Annotated in this window: 15 protein-coding genes and 1 tRNA gene; 13 read left to right on the forward strand and 3 right to left on the reverse strand. The window is 67.8% G+C overall.

Translation table 11 applies throughout. The features are described from left to right. Nucleotides 1-175: 175 nt before the first annotated feature. Entirely contained in the window at nt 176-2626 is a 2451-nt protein-coding gene (locus ABJF88_00170) for a M14 family zinc carboxypeptidase (protein ID MEP0545325.1), read from the forward strand. A 15-nt stretch (nt 2627-2641) separates the two neighbouring features. Here ABJF88_00170 and ABJF88_00175 read toward each other — a convergent pair whose 3' ends face one another. Beyond that, nucleotides 2642-3139 (reverse strand): FxsA family protein, encoded by a 498-nt coding sequence (locus tag ABJF88_00175; GenBank protein ID MEP0545326.1) that lies wholly within the window; start codon nt 3137-3139, stop codon nt 2642-2644. A gap of 243 nt (nt 3140-3382) precedes the next feature. Between ABJF88_00175 and ABJF88_00180 the strand changes: the two genes are divergently transcribed. From ABJF88_00180 to ABJF88_00230, 11 genes are all read left to right on the forward strand, one after another. Then, a complete protein-coding gene (locus tag ABJF88_00180) occupies nt 3383-3904 on the forward strand; it encodes a siphovirus Gp157 family protein (protein ID MEP0545327.1) in 522 nt (173 codons plus the stop codon). Between the two features lie 236 nt (nt 3905-4140). After that, nucleotides 4141-4809: a hypothetical protein gene (locus ABJF88_00185; protein ID MEP0545328.1), complete on the forward strand. Its 669-nt coding sequence runs from the start codon at nt 4141-4143 to the stop codon at nt 4807-4809. 312 nt (nt 4810-5121) lie between these two features. After that, nucleotides 5122-5604 (forward strand): DUF305 domain-containing protein, encoded by a 483-nt coding sequence (locus ABJF88_00190; protein ID MEP0545329.1) that lies wholly within the window; start codon nt 5122-5124, stop codon nt 5602-5604. Nucleotides 5605-5649: 45 nt separating this feature from the next. Next, nucleotides 5650-7473: a hypothetical protein gene (locus ABJF88_00195; protein MEP0545330.1), complete on the forward strand. Its 1824-nt coding sequence runs from the start codon at nt 5650-5652 to the stop codon at nt 7471-7473. Nucleotides 7474-7602: 129 nt separating this feature from the next. Next, nucleotides 7603-7818, forward strand: coding sequence for a hypothetical protein (locus ABJF88_00200; protein ID MEP0545331.1), 216 nt, complete (start codon nt 7603-7605; stop codon nt 7816-7818). Between the two features lie 258 nt (nt 7819-8076). Then, nucleotides 8077-9195, forward strand: coding sequence for a YHYH protein (locus ABJF88_00205; GenBank protein MEP0545332.1), 1119 nt, complete (start codon nt 8077-8079; stop codon nt 9193-9195). Between the two features lie 94 nt (nt 9196-9289). After that, a complete protein-coding gene (locus ABJF88_00210) occupies nt 9290-9973 on the forward strand; it encodes a response regulator transcription factor (protein MEP0545333.1) in 684 nt (227 codons plus the stop codon). Then, entirely contained in the window at nt 9970-11418 is a 1449-nt protein-coding gene (locus ABJF88_00215) for a HAMP domain-containing sensor histidine kinase (protein MEP0545334.1), read from the forward strand. Before ABJF88_00210 ends, ABJF88_00215 begins: the two co-directional genes overlap by 4 nt. 67 nt (nt 11419-11485) lie before the next feature. After that, entirely contained in the window at nt 11486-12445 is a 960-nt protein-coding gene (locus tag ABJF88_00220) for a YHYH protein (protein MEP0545335.1), read from the forward strand. Continuing rightward, nucleotides 12445-13068 carry a hypothetical protein gene (locus ABJF88_00225; GenBank protein MEP0545336.1) on the forward strand — a complete coding sequence of 208 codons (624 nt, stop codon included), beginning with the start codon at nt 12445-12447 and terminating at the stop codon, nt 13066-13068. The genes ABJF88_00220 and ABJF88_00225 overlap by 1 nt, the downstream gene beginning before the upstream one ends. Nucleotides 13069-13231: 163 nt before the next feature. Next, entirely contained in the window at nt 13232-13672 is a 441-nt protein-coding gene (locus ABJF88_00230; protein MEP0545337.1) for a carboxypeptidase regulatory-like domain-containing protein, read from the forward strand. A gap of 178 nt (nt 13673-13850) precedes the next feature. Here the strand turns inward: ABJF88_00230 and ABJF88_00235 are convergent, their stop codons facing one another. Next, entirely contained in the window at nt 13851-14438 is a 588-nt protein-coding gene (locus ABJF88_00235; protein ID MEP0545338.1) for a YceI family protein, read from the reverse strand. A gap of 44 nt (nt 14439-14482) precedes the next feature. Here ABJF88_00235 and ABJF88_00240 point away from each other — a divergent pair, with 44 nt between their 5' ends. Further along, nucleotides 14483-14647 (forward strand): hypothetical protein, encoded by a 165-nt coding sequence (locus ABJF88_00240; protein MEP0545339.1) that lies wholly within the window; start codon nt 14483-14485, stop codon nt 14645-14647. Between the two features lie 281 nt (nt 14648-14928). Here ABJF88_00240 and ABJF88_00245 read toward each other — a convergent pair. Next, nucleotides 14929-15004, reverse strand: a tRNA-Lys gene (locus ABJF88_00245). Between the last annotated feature and the right edge of the window lie 18 nt (nt 15005-15022).

A 15022-nucleotide genomic window follows, 5' to 3' on the forward strand; every position in this document is an offset into this window, starting at 1 on the left:
ATCTCGGGCGAGCGTTGGCAACCGGATTCCCAGCGGCGAGTTCGCCGGCAGGTGTCATTTACGCCCCTCTTCACGCGTCGAGCGAGGGCAAGCTCAACTGTCTGATGCGGTTGGCTTTGACTCGGGGGCCGCGTACTTTTGGGCCCCGCCGTCTCTCCGCCATCGCACTGCCCGCATGCGCCGTCTCTCCGCTTCCCTCTGTTTCCTCGTCGTCACGCTCGCCGGCTCTTCTGTCCTCGCGCAGTCCGTAGCGCCCCGCTACAGCGAAGTCCGCATCGCCCTCACGGATCGGGCCGACCTCCGCGCGATCGCCGAGCGCGTCCCCGGCCTCGGACACGTCGATCTGCAGAAAGAGGGCGGCCGGTTCGTGGCCGTCACGGTGCTAAGCGAGGTAGACCTCGCCGACCTCGCCGCGAGCACGTTTCCGTTCGAGGTGTCGGTGCCGGATGTCGCAGCGGCGTACGCTGCCCGTCCGCCGGCGACCGAGGCTGATCGCGCCGCCGGCCTCGCAGCGAGTCGCGTCGGTGGCGGGTTCGGCTACGGATCGATGGGCGGCTACTACACGTTCGACGAAGTCCTCGGGAAGCTCGACGAGCTGGCGGCGGACTACCCCGGCCTCATCTCCGAGCGCGTCTCCATCGGGCAGTCGTGGGAGGGGCGCGACCTGTGGATGGTCAAGATCTCCAACGCCCCGACCGTCGACGAAGACGAGCCGGAGGTGCTCTACACCGGCCTCCACCACGCCCGCGAGCCGCAGGGCATGACCTCGGTGCTCTATTACATGTACTACCTGCTGGAGAACTACGGCAGCGACCCCGAGGTGACGTACCTCGTCGACAACCGCGAGCTCTACTTCGTGCCCGTGCTCAATCCCGACGGCTACGTGTACAACGAAACGACGAGCCCGAACGGCGGCGGCTTCTGGCGGAAGAACCGCCGGGACAACGGCGGGAACAGCTTCGGCGTCGACCTCAACCGGAACTACGCGTACGAGTGGGGGCGCGACAACACCGGGTCGAGCCCGAGCCCGGGCGGCGAGACGTACCGCGGGCCGGGGCCGTTCTCCGAGCCCGAGACGCAGGCCATCCGGGACTTCGTGGAGAGCCGGGAGATCGTGGCCGCGTTCAACTACCACTCGTACAGCAACGTCCTGCTGCACCCGTGGGGCTACGAGGAAGGCGTGTACACCCCCGACCAAGACGTCTTCACCACCATCTCCGGCGACATGACGCGGGTCAACGGTTACGAGTTCGGGCAGGCCGCTGACGTGCTCTACCCCGCGAATGGGGACTCCGACGACTGGTACTACGGCGAGCAGACGACGAAGGGGAAAGCCTACGCGTGGACGCCCGAGGTAGGGAGGTCGGGCGACGGGTTCTGGCCCGACGAGGACCGCATCGTCCCGCTCGCCGAGGAGAACCGCGTGGCGAATCTCAGCCTCGCGTGGTTCGCGGGCGCTTACCCCCGCGTGCAGGCCTTTGAGATCGCTGAGACGCACGCCGCGCCGAACGGCTACGTCGACCCCGGCGAGCCGGCGGCGCTCACCCTCACGCTTCAGAATCTCGGGCTGGCAGGCGTTTCCGACGCACGGGCGCGGATCGTCAGCACGAACCCCGCGCTCCCCATCGAATCGGGCGCGCTGAGTGCGCCGTTCTCGCTCGGCCCCGAAGGCATGGTGGAGCTCGAAGGGCTCGCGTTCACGCTCGGGCTCGACGCCGCCGTCGGCTTGCAGGACGGGCTGGCGGTCGAGATGACGTTCGATGGGACGACGCTCGTTCAGCCGCTTGGACCGATCTCGGTGGGCACGCCGGTCGCGGTGTTCGAGGACGCGGCGGGCTCGATGGCAGCGTGGGATACGGGCACGGGGTGGGGCCTCGCGAGCACGAGCACGTCGCCGCCGACCTCGTTCGCCGACAGCCCGACGGGGTCGTATGGGAATAATGTCTCGAACGCGCTGACGCTAGCCGAGCCGCTGGACCTCAGCGACGGCGTGAGCCCGCAGCTACGGTTCAGCGCGCGCTGGGACATCGAGTCCAACTATGACTTCGTGCAGGTCCGTGCTTCGACGAACGGCACGAACTGGACGCCGCTGGCGGGCCGCTACACCCGGCCCGGCTCCGGCTCCGGCGATCAGACTTCCGGCGAGCCCGGCTACGACGGCACACGGACGCAGTGGGCCGAGGAACTGATGGACCTGAGCGCCTACGAAGGCGAACCGGAGGTCTACCTCCAGTTCCGGTTGCAATCCGACGGCTCCGTCACCGGCGACGGGTTCTACCTCGACGACCTCGCGGTGGAGACGTTCTCGAACGGGAGCACGGTGGCGAACGAGACAGGCACGGCTCCAACCCGGCCCGCGCTCTACGATAACTACCCGAACCCGTTCACCAACTCGACGCTCATCCCGTTCGACCTCCCCGAGGCGGGTCCAGTGACGCTCACGGTGTACGATCTGCTCGGCCAGCGCGTCCGCGTGCTCACCGATGGAGACCGTGCTGCAGGTCCGCACAGCGTGAGGTGGGACGGTCGGGACGCCTCGGGTCAGGCCGCGGCGAGCGGGGTTTACGTCTGCACGCTCCGTGCCGCCGGGGCCGTGTCGACACGCAAGCTCCTCGTGGTCCGGTAGCGTCCTCGGCGAGAGCTAAGCGTCGCGGCGGATCTCTTCGTACTCCACGTCGATAACCTCGTCCTGCGCGGGGGGCTGCGCGGGTGCTGCGGCGGGCGGCCACGTCGCGACGTGGACCGTGCCGCCGAGGATTCCTCGCTGGAACCGCTTCATGACGATCCGCTTGATGACGGCGCGCGTCGGCGGGAAGAGCCCGAGGAATCCGACGACATCGGTCAGCACGCCGGGCGTCAGCAGGAGGGCGCCGGCGATGAGGATGATGAGGCCGTCGGTGATCTCGCTGCCCGGCATCGCGCCGGAGGCGACGCGGGCGCGGAATCGGGCGAGGACGGAGAGCCCTTCGCGGTGGGCGAGGAACGAGCCGAGCAGCGCCGTGGCTGCGATGATCCCGACCGTAGGCCAGAACCCAATCTGCTGCCCGAGCCATACGAGGAGCGCGAGTTCCAGGATCGGGACGAGCGTGAACAGCAGCAGGAGGCGGCCGAAAAGGGATCGGTTCGGGGCAGGGGGCATCGGGGTGAAGATCGAGTCCGCGTCGGGAAGAGGGAGCCGGGGCCGTGTAACGCGCGGTGCCGCTAAATATTCCGGTGCGACGCGCTTTCACGCGTGCGGCAGGCGAAGGCTGACCCGGCGGCGTCACGTCGGGCGTACGAGAGATCGGCGGTGCTGGTTGCTGGCCGGAGACGGGGCCGCATGCGTAGTCTTGTCTGCTCGAATAACCGCGTCTCTCCGAATCCTCCTGCTCCTATGACCGACATGAAAGCCCTCTCCCTCTACGCTATCGACGCCGACCTGCTCGCGCTCGAAGACGCCCTGCTCGCGGCCGGCGGAGAGATCACCGATGAGATCGAGGCCGAGCACAACCACCTCCTCGATGTGCGGGACCAGAAGGTGGAGGGTTACCTCCGGGTCCTCCGGCGGCTCGAGACGACGGCCGAGGCGATCAAGGTCGAGCGGCAGCGGCTGCAAGAGGCCGAGCGCAGCATGACGAACGCGGCGCAGTCGCTCAAGGACCGCCTCGCCGCCTCGATGCAGCAGCACGGCGACAGCGAGTACCTCACCTCGCTCGGCCGCGTCAAGCTGCAGCGCAGCGGCACTGTGCCCGTCGAACTCCTCGTGGACGTGGACGGGCTGCCCGATTCCTACGTCCGTGTCAAGCGCTCGGCCGACCTCACGGCGCTGCGGGAGGCGTTGCAGTCAGAGGATGCGGCGGAGCGGGCGGACGCCGAGCGGCTCGCCCAACTCGGCGAGGCCAAGCACTACGTGCGGATCTACTGACCCCACCGCGCAACGACGGGGACCTAGATCACGCTGAGACGGCGAGGGGAGAGCCCGTCGCAGACGTGGGCACACCGTCGCGAAAGGGGCTATGGACGGGGTAATTCGGAGTTCGAAGCGGACAACACATCGGCATGAATGACGTATGTTTCCGGGCGTCCGGTGTTTGCAAGAGGCCGTGTCGAACCCTCACCACGCCCTCCGCTCCACAGCCCAAACCTCGACCTCCACCTGGCATGAGATTCCCCCTCGCCCTTCTCTTCTCGACCGCGCTCCTCCTCTCCGCATGCGACGCCGTCGTCGACGTGCCCTCGGATCAGGTGGCGGCATACACCGCGAGCCCGGCTACGGATGCGGCCTCGCGCATGGCGACGGCGCCCACCGCCTCGTGCCCCTGCTTCTCCCGCTCTTCCCTCGGCGATTCTCCGGTCGTGTCACAGTACCGCGGCGTCGGCGTGCCGGCTCCGTACCTCTTCTTCGACGCCTTCAACTACTACGGCCTAGACATGCGTCGGACCGAGGTTCGGGCGACTCTCCACTCGAAAGAGGGCACGTTCGAGGAGGTGGCCGCCGTCTACATCACACCGGACAATGACGGCCTGCACCTCATCTGCACGCGGCAGGAACTCGTCCGTCACCCGGCCTCCGGCGACTTGACGTACCGCTATCAGACCCTCTCGCCGACCGTCGATGAAGCGGAGGCGTGCCGGCAGGACCTCGCGGGGTTTGTGGCCGAGCGCGAGCCGTGCCAGGGGGGCGCCTGCGGCATCCCGTACTCGGACGCCCAACTCGACCCGGATTACCCGCCGTACCACGACGGCAACTTCGACACGCCGAAGCCGGTGCTCGACCGGATGCGCCTCGAAGTCGAGCGCGTCGGCCGGATGCTGCAGGTGCTTTCCTGACACGGCTCCTACCTGTTGACGAATTGGAAGCGCCTCGGGACACACGTTCCGAGGCGCTTCTCCGTTGTTGTAAACGGCAGGACCAGAGCCCGACCCGTCGCGTATTTTGGCGACGGACCTGTGCCCGCCCTGTGCTACTGAGTGATCGCTTTTCCCCGAACCTATATGTACCGACCCCGGCTGCCACGACTCCTCATTTTGTGCATTTTCGCAGGTGGATGGGCCGCCGGCACGACGCCTGCCGCCGCTCAATCGGAGTCGAGTCCTGCGGAGGTCGTAACGCGCACGCACACGCCTGCCGACGCGCTCTTCATGCGGGGAATGATCCCGCACCACGCGCAGGCCCTCGACATGACGGCGCTCGTGCCCGCCCGGACGACCCGCCGCGATCTCCTCCTCCTCGCCGAACGGATCGAGGTGGCTCAGGGCGATGAGATCGCGTGGATGCAGCGGTGGTTGCAGGACCGGGACGAAGAAGTGCCGATGGTAGGCGCCGGCCACGCGCACCATGGTGCCGGGCACCACACCCTCATGCCCGGCATGCTGACGCCCGAGCAACTCGCCCAGCTCGCCGAGGCGTCGGGCCCCGCGTTCGACCGCCTCTTCTTGGAGTTCATGATCCAGCACCACGAGGGCGCGCTCGTCATGGTCAACGACCTGCTAGCGAGCCCAGGCGCCGCCCAACTCACGGAGGTCTACCGCTTCGCCTCCGACATCGATGCGGACCAGCGCGCGGACATCCAGCGGATGAAGGCCATGCTCGAGGGCCCGCTCGCCGCGCCGGACGAACGATAGCCTCACTCCATCCCCCACATCTCCCCACCCCCATCCCCGTCGCCCATGACCGCCCTCCCGATATCCCTCGTGCGCCGCGTCGTTGCTGCGCTCTGCCTCTGCACCTTTGCGCTCGGCGTCTCTTTATCGGCGAGCGCGCAGACGATGACCGCAGGTGAGAAGGCGCAGGACCCCCGCGTCGGACTCAAAGCTGGGTGGCAGGACGCGGAATCGGCGGCGATGAATATGGAACTGGTCGCCCACGTCCCGCGCCCCGACGGGTTCTTCAACCCCGACGATCCGGGCGACTTCAGCTATATGAATTCCGACTTCGCCTTTCGGGGGGACCACCTCTTCCTCGGGAGCTTCCACGGGCTCCAAATCTGGAACATCGCCGATCCGAGCCAGCCTACACTGCGCCTCACGCTCCCATGTCCGGGCGGGCAGGGCGACGTTTCCGTCCACGGCGATCTCCTCTTCATGTCGGTCGAAGAGACCCGCGGCCGTCTCGACTGCGGCCCGCAGGGCGTCTCGGAGGTGGTCAGCGACGAGCGCTTCCGCGGCGTGCGCGTCTACGACATCAGCGACGTCGACCGCCCGAAGCAGGTCGCGGCGGTGCAGACGTGCCGCGGCTCGCACACCCACACGCTTGTGCCCGACGTAGAGGATGACTCCCGCGTGTTTATCTACGTCTCCGGCACGAGTCAGGTGAGGCCGAGCGAGGAGCTGCCCGGCTGCTCGGGCCGGTCGCCCGACGAGGACCCGAACACCTCGCTGTTCCGCATCGAAGTCATCGAAGTGCCGCTCGACGCTCCTCAGGACGCGCGCATCGTCAGCACGCCGCGCATCTTCGCCGATGCGACCTCCGGTGACATCGCCGGACTCTGGCCGGGCGGCCCCCACGGCGAGGGCACGCAGGAGACGAGCACGACGAACCAGTGCCACGACATCACGGTCTATCCCGAGCTCGGCCTCGCGGCGGGCGCGTGCTCCGGCAACGGCATCCTCCTTGACATCAGCGACCCCGCGAATCCGAAGCGGATCGACGAGGTGATCGACCCCAACTTTGCCTACTGGCATTCGGCGACGTTCAACAACGACGGCAGCACGGTGCTCTTCACCGACGAGTGGGGCGGCGGGCTCGCCCCGCGCTGCCGCGATACGGATCGCCCGGAGTGGGGCGCGAACGCGATCTTTACGCTCGAGGACGGGGAATTGGAACACGCCAGCTATTACAAGCTGCCCGCGCCGCAGACATCGGAGGAGAACTGCGTCGCGCACAACGGCTCGCTCGTTCCGATCCCCGGCCGCGACGTGATGGCGCAGGCGTGGTATCAGGGCGGCGTCTCCGTCCTCGACTTCACCGATCCCGCCAACCCGCAGGAGATCGCCTACTTCGACCGGGGCCCGATGAATGCGAAGCGGATGGTGATGGCCGGATACTGGTCGGTGTACTGGTATAACGGCTACCTCTACGCCTCCGAGATCGGTCGCGGGCTCGACGTGTTCAAGCTGACGCCGAGCGAGCACGTGTCGCAGAACGAGATCGACGCGGCGGAGTCGATCCACGACGAAGAGGTGAATCCCCAGCTTCAGACGCGGATCGTGTGGCCTGCTAGCTTCTCCGTCGCGCGGGCGTACCTCGATCAGCTAGCGCGCCACGAACACCTCACGTCCGAGCAGGTAGCCCGCGTGGGGGGTGAGATCGATCAGGTGGAGCAACTCGCTGCGCGGTCGAAGGGCGGCGCGGCAGTGGCTCGGCTCGCGAGTACGGCCGCGATGGTCGAGGGCGAAGCCGGGGTCGCTGAGGCGGGCGCGTCGCCCGAAGCCGCGCGCCGGCTCCGTCTGCTCGCCGCGACGCTACGCGAATTGGGAGGCGCGCTGCCGTAATGCTGCGTTGGCACATCCGATGGGGTAGTGTCTCTTCCGCGACATGGGAGCGCTTGTTGTAAGCCGGTGTATGGTGGGTCGACCGCTCTGCGAGTCAATACGCCACCTGCTTTAGAACGATCCGAACGTATGAAGACCTACGAAGCCCCTCGCTTAATCCCCTACGGCACGGTCGCCCACGTGACGGCGTATGCGGGGGCCCCGGGCACCGGCGACGTTCTCGTTGATGTCAACGGGACTGTGATTGCTACGGATGCCCTCTCGGGCGCCGATTTCTGTCAGGTCATGGGCTCCAATGGCACCCCCGTGCTTTATCCCATAGAGACATGCCCGCTGAACCCATAGTAGTCTAACAAGCTCGCCTCGAGCACATCAAGAGCGTGACGGATCCCCATGGAGGCCGCTTCCAACTGGAAGCGGCCTTCTGTATTTCTCCCTTCATCGTGCAGGTACCGAACCGGGTATGCGGGAGACCATGCGGCTGTACGAGGCAATGCCCGTGGGTGCCCGTGAAAGGGGGGGGGCTTCTGCACAGGTTCTGGATATCGCTCGATTAAGTTGAGCCACTCACCTGACCTCTGCACCGAGAACGCTTCCCCCGCCATGAGACCACACTCGTACGTGTTCGCCATCGTAGTTGCCCTGTTCACGCTGGGCGCTTTCTCCGCCTGCGACTCGTCGACCACATCTGGAAACATCGATGACCCGACACTCGGCGAGGTCGATCCGTCGCTCTTCGTCGACGCCGCGATTGTCGGCGAGATCACCGAGGAGGCCTGCGTGCTCTCCGGCGGGACCGAGACCACGTGCATCCGCTTCTCTGTGAACACGGACCCGGTGGACCACACCGCCGGGCCGTGGTGTCCGGGGACGATCCAAGCCGACGCCTCTGAGGGCGGGATCTGGCCCGAGGGCGGGATCGCCTACGAGGTCGACGGCTCATTCATCGAGAACCTCGACACCTTCTATGACGATCCGTTCTGGCAGATGTACGATGACGAGGGCGACGTCTTTATCACGGACTCGCAGGAGGACTGCGCCGCTGCGGCGAATCCGAACGTCGGCGAGGAGTACGCCAACTTCTGCGTCGAATGCCAGACGTCGTACCTCGAGCCGGAGGCGCAGATCACGTACGTCATCCCGAAGCAACCCGTTTCCGTGAATGGTACCGGCCCCACGAGCGACCCGATGGGCGTGGCCTTCAACGGCATCAGCTTCGCCCCGCCGGCCCCGACCGACCGCATCCTCGGTGCCTACACGCTCGCCCCGTTCGACGACTGCGGCGGCCACGTCAACCTCAACGTTGGCTACCACTACCACGAGGCGACGGGGTGCGGGACGCAGGTGGCCCAGAGCGACGGGCACGCCCCTATGATCGGCTATGCGCTCGACGGCATCCCGTTCTACGCGCAGATGGGCACCGACGGCCAGGAGCCGACGGACCTCGACGAATGTCGCGGCCACACGGATGACGAGCGCGGGTACCACTACCACGTGGCTTCGCCCGGGGCGAACCAGTTCGTCGGCTGCTTTCGCGGCGAGTACGGGTGCGCTCTCGCCGGCGACGGGGCGGGGCTTACGTGCGATGCGACGCAGGGTCCGGGAGGCCCGCCTGGTGGGGGCCCGCCCGGAGGCCGCCCCGGCCCGCCCGAGGGCAGGACGTCAGCAGACGCTGAGGCGGCGCACACCCACGCGTTCCCGGGGCCTCACGACCACCACTAGATCGCCTGTGCTCTCTGCTGCTGGCCTACCCGCCCGTCGCGCGGTTGCAGGTCGGTGGCGGTATCATGGTGTCCGGACTCCTCCCCCTTCTCCGATGCCCCGCACCCTCCTCGTTGCCGACGACGAACCGGCCATCCGGGACCTGCTCCGCGACTTCTTCGAGGCGGAGGGGTATACCGTCGTGACGGCCTCGGATGGGAGGGAGGCCCTCGCCGTGGCTCGCGAGGCCGCGCCCGACCTCGTGCTCCTCGACGTGATGATGCCGTGGGTGGACGGGTTCGACGTCGTCCGCGAGCTCCGGCGCGAGGGCCAGACGCCGGTCATCCTCCTCACGGCCCGCGTGGAGGAGGCCGACAAGGTGAAGGGGCTCGGGCTCGGGGCCGACGACTACGTCACCAAGCCGTTCAGCTTCCACGAGGTCGCCGCCCGCGTCCAGGCCGTCCTCCGCCGGAGCGAACCGAAAGGCGTGCTGAGGGGCGGGGACATCGCTCTGGACGTGGAGGCGTACCGCGTCACCGTCCGAGGCGAATGGGCGGAGCTCACCCCGGCCGAGTTCAATATCCTCCGCGCCCTCATGGCAGCGTCTGGTCGCGCCTTGTCCCGCCTCGACCTCCTCGAAGTCCTCGGTCGTGACTACGACGGCTCGGAGCGGACCGTCGACTCCCACGTCCGCAACCTCCGCGTCAAGGTTGAGGTCGACCCCAAGACTCCGGCGCACATCGAGACCGTGTTCGGGACCGGATACCGGTTCGCGCCACGGGTGGGAGGCGCCCCGTGACCGGTTCGCTGAGGGGGCGGTGGACGCTCGTGCTCGTCGGCGTGTGCCTTCTGGAGGCCGCGCTCGTCGCCGTCGCCGTCCGTGTCTCTACGGCGACGGCGTTCGACCGGTTCGTGATCGAGGAGGCACTGGAGGGGTTCGTCGACGACGTCGAGGCCACGGCGCGGGCCTCGGGGACGATCACGGCCGAGGGGGTCGAGGAGGCCCGCCTGCCTGCCGGGCCGCCACCCCGACCGGGGACCCTCCCTGACGATCGCAGCCGACCGTCCCGCAGACTCCCGCCCCCTGCCACGCTCGGGCAGCGGATCGCGTTCGGGCTCGCCGACGCCGAGGGCCGCGTCGTCCGCCCGTTCGACGCGTACGCCGTGGGCGACGTACTCCCGCCCGCCGCGCTCGACGACGGGCGCGCGGTGGTCGTGGACGGCCGGCGCGTGGCGACCGCATTCGTCCCACGAGACGCCGCTGACGCCCTCCACGGCCTGCCTGCGTCGAGCCCCGAGGTCCGGTTTGTCGCCTCGTCCACGGTCGCGCTCGTCGCCGCGCTGGGGCTCGCGCTCGCCGTTTCGCTCGCCGTCGGCGCGTGGCTGGCCGGCCGGACGACCCGCCCGCTCCGCCGGCTCACCGAGGCCGTCCGTGCGATTGCAGCGGGCGACCTCGGCCAAACTGTTTCCGTCGCCAGTGCCGACGAGGTCGGCGCGCTCGCCGACGCCTTCAACACGATGAGCGCCCGGCTCGCCGAGGCGACGGCGCTCCGCCAGCGGATGACAGCCGACGTGTCGCACGACCTCCGCACACCGGTGACGACGGTGCTCGGGACGCTGGAACTCATCGAGAGCGGGGCGCTCGCCGCGACGCCCGAGCGGATCCGGACGGCCCGCGTCCAGGCCGAGCGGCTCGCCCGGCTCGTCGAGGCCTTCCACACGCTCGCCCTCGCCGACGCGGGTGACCTCCCCGTCCACCTCACGCGCCTCGTACCGGCTGACACGCTCCGGCACGCGGCCGCGGCGTTCGAGGCCCGCGCGGAGGCGGTAGGCGTCGAACTCGCCGTCGAGGCCGAGGGCGCGCCGGACTTGCGGGCCGACCCCGACCGCCTCGCGCAGATCCTCGACAACCTCGTCTCGAATGCGCTCCGGTATACGCCGTCGGGCGGCCACGTCACGCTCTCCGCCCGGCCTGCACCGGACGGCGTCGAGGTTGATGTCATGGACACGGGCTCGGGGATCGCGTCGGACGTGCTCCCCCACGTGTTCGAGCGGTCGGTCCGGGCTGACGGCGCGCGGGCAGGCGGGGGCTCAGGGCTCGGCCTCAGCATCGTCCGCTCGCTCACGGAGGCGATGGGGGGGGCAGTCGGTATCGTGAGCGTGCCCGGGGAGGGCACGACGGTCACCGTCACGCTCCCGGCGTGGGACGGGCCGTCTGCCGGGGGTGCCTCGGAGCCGCGCTGAGCTCGCGGCTGCACGGGATCTGGACATTTGCTCTCTAGACTGGGGCCGTCCACCCACCGCTCCCCTGATGCCCAAGCTCACCCTTCTGTTCGTCGCCCTCGCGCTGGCGCTCTCTGCCTGCGATTCCGACAGCACTGACGCGCCCGTCGTCGGGGTCGTCTTCGACCCCGCGCTCCTCACCGGCTCCAACGTCATCGGCGCGGCCACGCTCGTCGATTGCACGCTGACGGACGGGACCGAGACCCGGTGCTACGAGGTCTCGTTTGGGGCCAACCCGGTCGAGGACGGGCCGTACTGCCCCCAGACCATCGATGAGGTCGGCGGCGTCGGGTTCTACGACGGCGCGACGAACCCCGGCTTCCAGGCGCTCAAGGCCGAGCTCTGGGACGCGATGGAGGCCGACGGCTACGACATCGTCGACGCTGATGGCAACGTTAATGTCGCCGATCCGGGTGCGCCCGGAGGCGTGTCGCCAGCGTGCCTCGAAGCCACGCCCGACGACGGGCTCGTACTCACGTTCACTATCCCGGCCGTCCCGACCCCACTCAGCACGCCCGACGCCATCGGGACGGTCGAATTTATAGGCCTCTCGCTCGATGGCATCCCGATCGCGGGCGTCCCACCGTCCGTCGTGGGCATGGGCGCGGGCGACCCGCGGGGCGGCAACATCCCCGCCATCGGCGGGTGCGGCGGCCACATCGACCCGCGCGGGTACCTCCACTGGCACCTCGGCCCCGAGGAGGCGAACAACGTCCTCGACGCGAACGGCATCACAGATGTCCGTTGCACGGCCGTCCCCCAGAGCACGACCGCACTCATCGGGTTTGCCAAGGACGGCTACCCGATCTACGCGTCGCAGGATGCAGCCGGGATGCCGAGCGACCTCGACGCCTGTGGCGGCCACACGTCCACGACGGCCGACTACGCCGACGAGGTCTACCACTACCACGTTTCGTCCACCGATGCCCCGAACGTGCCGTCGTGTGTCGTCGGCGCCTCGGTGCGGCAACCTTTTCAGTTTCAGTGATGCCACGCCGCGCCCTCGTCCTCGTGCTCGCGTTGTGGAGCGCGCAGGCCCTCGCCCACGACCCCCGCTCGGCGGCCGTTGAGGTCGAGGTTACCGAGTCCGCCGCCACGGTCCACCTCGCCGTTTCGCAGGCCGGCCTCCACGCTGCCCTCGAAGCCGGGGTGGGCCGGTCGGTCGACACCCAGGCTGAGGACTACCGCGCGCTCGTGGCCGACCACCTCCGCCGGACGCTCGGGCTCTCGGCGGACGGTCATGAGCTGACGGTCAGCGACATCGGGCTCCGGCTCGGCAGTCACCAATCCGACGCACGGTTTGCTGTCGAGCTGCCGTCCGGTACGGAGATGCTGACCGTCGCCGTCGACGTCTTGGACGGCGTAGAAGGCCACCAGACCATCGTGCGCGTCCGCCACCGGGGCGATACGACGCGGGCCGTGCTCTCTGAGGCTATGGGCGGGACCGTGACCGTCGCGGTCTCGGAGCCGGTCGCTTCCAGGGCCGATTCCGGTACTGCTGCGGCGCCCGGACCACTCCGCGCGGGCCGGGCGTGGGCGCTCAGCCTGGTTGCGATCGCCGTCGTCCTGCTGCTCATCGGCATGACCCGCCGGTCGGCGACCACAACGTGACCCTCCCGGCTCTCCACCATTCTTCCCTTGGATGTATGACCACATCCTTCCAGGTCCCGATCTGGCTCTCCGTTGCCTTCGCCACCGGGCTGTTCGCCCTCGCCGAAGAAAACAGCCTGCACGATGCTGCATGGCACGGCGCTGGTCCACACTGCGACCCACCTTGTACCGTCTCATCCTGATCGCCGCAATGGCGGTCCTCACGATGGCCCCCGACGCCTCGGCCCAGACGACCTCCGAGGTGACGAGCACTGTCCTCAATGCGTCCGACGACCAGCCGCTCCCAGGCGCGACCGTCATCTTCATCCGCGCGGCGCCGGACAACACGCGCACGGGAGCAGCGGCCGCCCTCGATGGGTCGTTCCGGCTCGCCGTGGCGCCGGGCTTGTACCGCCTCCGTGTCTCGTTCGTCGGCTACCAGCCGCTGGAGCGTGACGTGGCCGTGACCGGCGACCCGGTGGCGCTCGGCCGGCTGCCGCTCGCCTTCGACGACGCCGTGCTCGCCCAGAGCCTGACGACGGACGCCGTGGACGCGTCGGCGTGCAGGGGCGTGTGCTGCTCCGCCACCGGTTTCCTGCGGTGGGCCGGACGCTCACACGAATAGCGCTGTCTCCACTTCGGCCGTTGCCGTGAACGTCTCCCAAGAGCGTTCGCGTTCGCGGGCCGGGACCAGACCCGGCGCTACCCACTCACCCCGGCGAAGAGGATTCACACCCCGTGCTTGTTGCGGCCCGTGACCTGCTGGCGTACGGTCACCGCCGCGCTGAGCTCGCAGGTTCTCCTTACTCCTCGATGAGTACGACATCGAGGGTGATGTCGATCATCTTGCCGACGATCGCGTTGCCAAACTCAGCGACCTTATTCCATTCGAGGCCAAAATCGAAACGGTCGAGGCGCCCGGTTGCCAAGAAGTCGACGCGTCGTTTTCCATCTCGGATGATGCGCTCATCATGACGCACGGCATGGAGCTCTATCGGCTTGGTCACGCCTCGTATCGTCAACATCCCCGTGATGACATACGTGCTGTCCCCGACATGCTCGAACGAGGTGCTCTCGAAAAGGAGGTCGGGGTGCTGCTCCGCGTCGAAGAAAAAGGGCTGCATCAACTCCTCGTCTCGTGCGGGAATGCCCGTATAGACACTTGCGACTGAGATGGATGCGTTGATCTGGGCACCTTCGAAATCGTCGCCGGACCTGACGACGGTCCCATTAAACGAGCGGAAGACCCCATCCACATGAGTGAAATAGAAATGCTGCACCTTGAAGCCAACCGTGGACGGTCCCTGAGCGATCCGCCACGTGGTCTGGCTCCAAGCATAGGAAGGCCACAGGAGGAGTATCCCAAGTAGAACAAACGCGGTACGTATCATCGGGTAAGGGCTGTCACATCCAGTGCATGGAGCCGTGCGAAGATATGCACCGACAGGTTATGATAGGATCGCAGGAGATGACGACCCTGGAGTCGAGCGTAGCCGTCTGGTCATTCCCCACGCCCGAGATAGGTGGACTGTGCGTTCGGTTGACGATGTGGATATCGGCGCTCATCGAGAACGCGCTCGACGGGAGCCAGATCAACTGACCGCAGAGGAGGATCGTCCGTTTGAGTGATCCTGTCCCCCCGAGAGAGCGTACCGATCGTAGTCCCTCTTTGCACAAGGAGTGCCTGCGGAGCGTGCCGCACGTTGTGCCCCAGGCGTGTTACGCTGCCGGGACTAAAGGCACGGGTATTGCCCGCCATGAGGCTCAGCACCCCACATCCGCCTCCTCGAACGGGTGCTCCAACTCAATAGCAATCCGATAGCAGTCGGGGAGCCCAAACGCAAAGAGGCTTCAGGTCAGAGTGACCTGAAGCCTCTTGCATGGTACCCCCGGTAGGGCTCGAACCTACGACCCGCTGATTAAGAGTCAGCTGCTCTGCCAACTGAGCTACGGAGGCGCTTGGAGTGCCCAAAAT

This window comes from Rhodothermales bacterium (genome assembly GCA_039944855.1).
GTDB lineage: Bacteria > Bacteroidota > Rhodothermia > Rhodothermales > JANQRZ01 > JBBSMX01.

Bases quoted from the DNA above. Each gene is read 5' to 3' on its own strand.
- ABJF88_00205 (MEP0545332.1), top strand. From the start codon at position 8,077: ATGAGACCACACTCGTACGTGTTCGCCATCGTAGTTGCCCTGTTCACG.
- ABJF88_00180 (MEP0545327.1), top strand. From the start codon at position 3,383: ATGAAAGCCCTCTCCCTCTACGCTATCGACGCCGACCTGCTCGCGCTC.
- ABJF88_00185 (MEP0545328.1), top strand. From the start codon at position 4,141: ATGAGATTCCCCCTCGCCCTTCTCTTCTCGACCGCGCTCCTCCTCTCC.
- ABJF88_00200 (MEP0545331.1), top strand. From the start codon at position 7,603: ATGAAGACCTACGAAGCCCCTCGCTTAATCCCCTACGGCACGGTCGCC.
- ABJF88_00210 (MEP0545333.1), top strand. From the start codon at position 9,290: ATGCCCCGCACCCTCCTCGTTGCCGACGACGAACCGGCCATCCGGGAC.
- ABJF88_00225 (MEP0545336.1), top strand. From the start codon at position 12,445: ATGCCACGCCGCGCCCTCGTCCTCGTGCTCGCGTTGTGGAGCGCGCAG.
- ABJF88_00175 (MEP0545326.1), bottom strand. From the start codon at position 3,139: ATGCCCCCTGCCCCGAACCGATCCCTTTTCGGCCGCCTCCTGCTGCTG.
- ABJF88_00170 (MEP0545325.1), top strand. From the start codon at position 176: ATGCGCCGTCTCTCCGCTTCCCTCTGTTTCCTCGTCGTCACGCTCGCC.
- ABJF88_00235 (MEP0545338.1), bottom strand. From the start codon at position 14,438: ATGATACGTACCGCGTTTGTTCTACTTGGGATACTCCTCCTGTGGCCT.
- ABJF88_00195 (MEP0545330.1), top strand. From the start codon at position 5,650: ATGACCGCCCTCCCGATATCCCTCGTGCGCCGCGTCGTTGCTGCGCTC.
- ABJF88_00190 (MEP0545329.1), top strand. From the start codon at position 5,122: ATGCGGGGAATGATCCCGCACCACGCGCAGGCCCTCGACATGACGGCG.
- ABJF88_00220 (MEP0545335.1), top strand. From the start codon at position 11,486: ATGCCCAAGCTCACCCTTCTGTTCGTCGCCCTCGCGCTGGCGCTCTCT.
- ABJF88_00240 (MEP0545339.1), top strand. From the start codon at position 14,483: ATGCACCGACAGGTTATGATAGGATCGCAGGAGATGACGACCCTGGAG.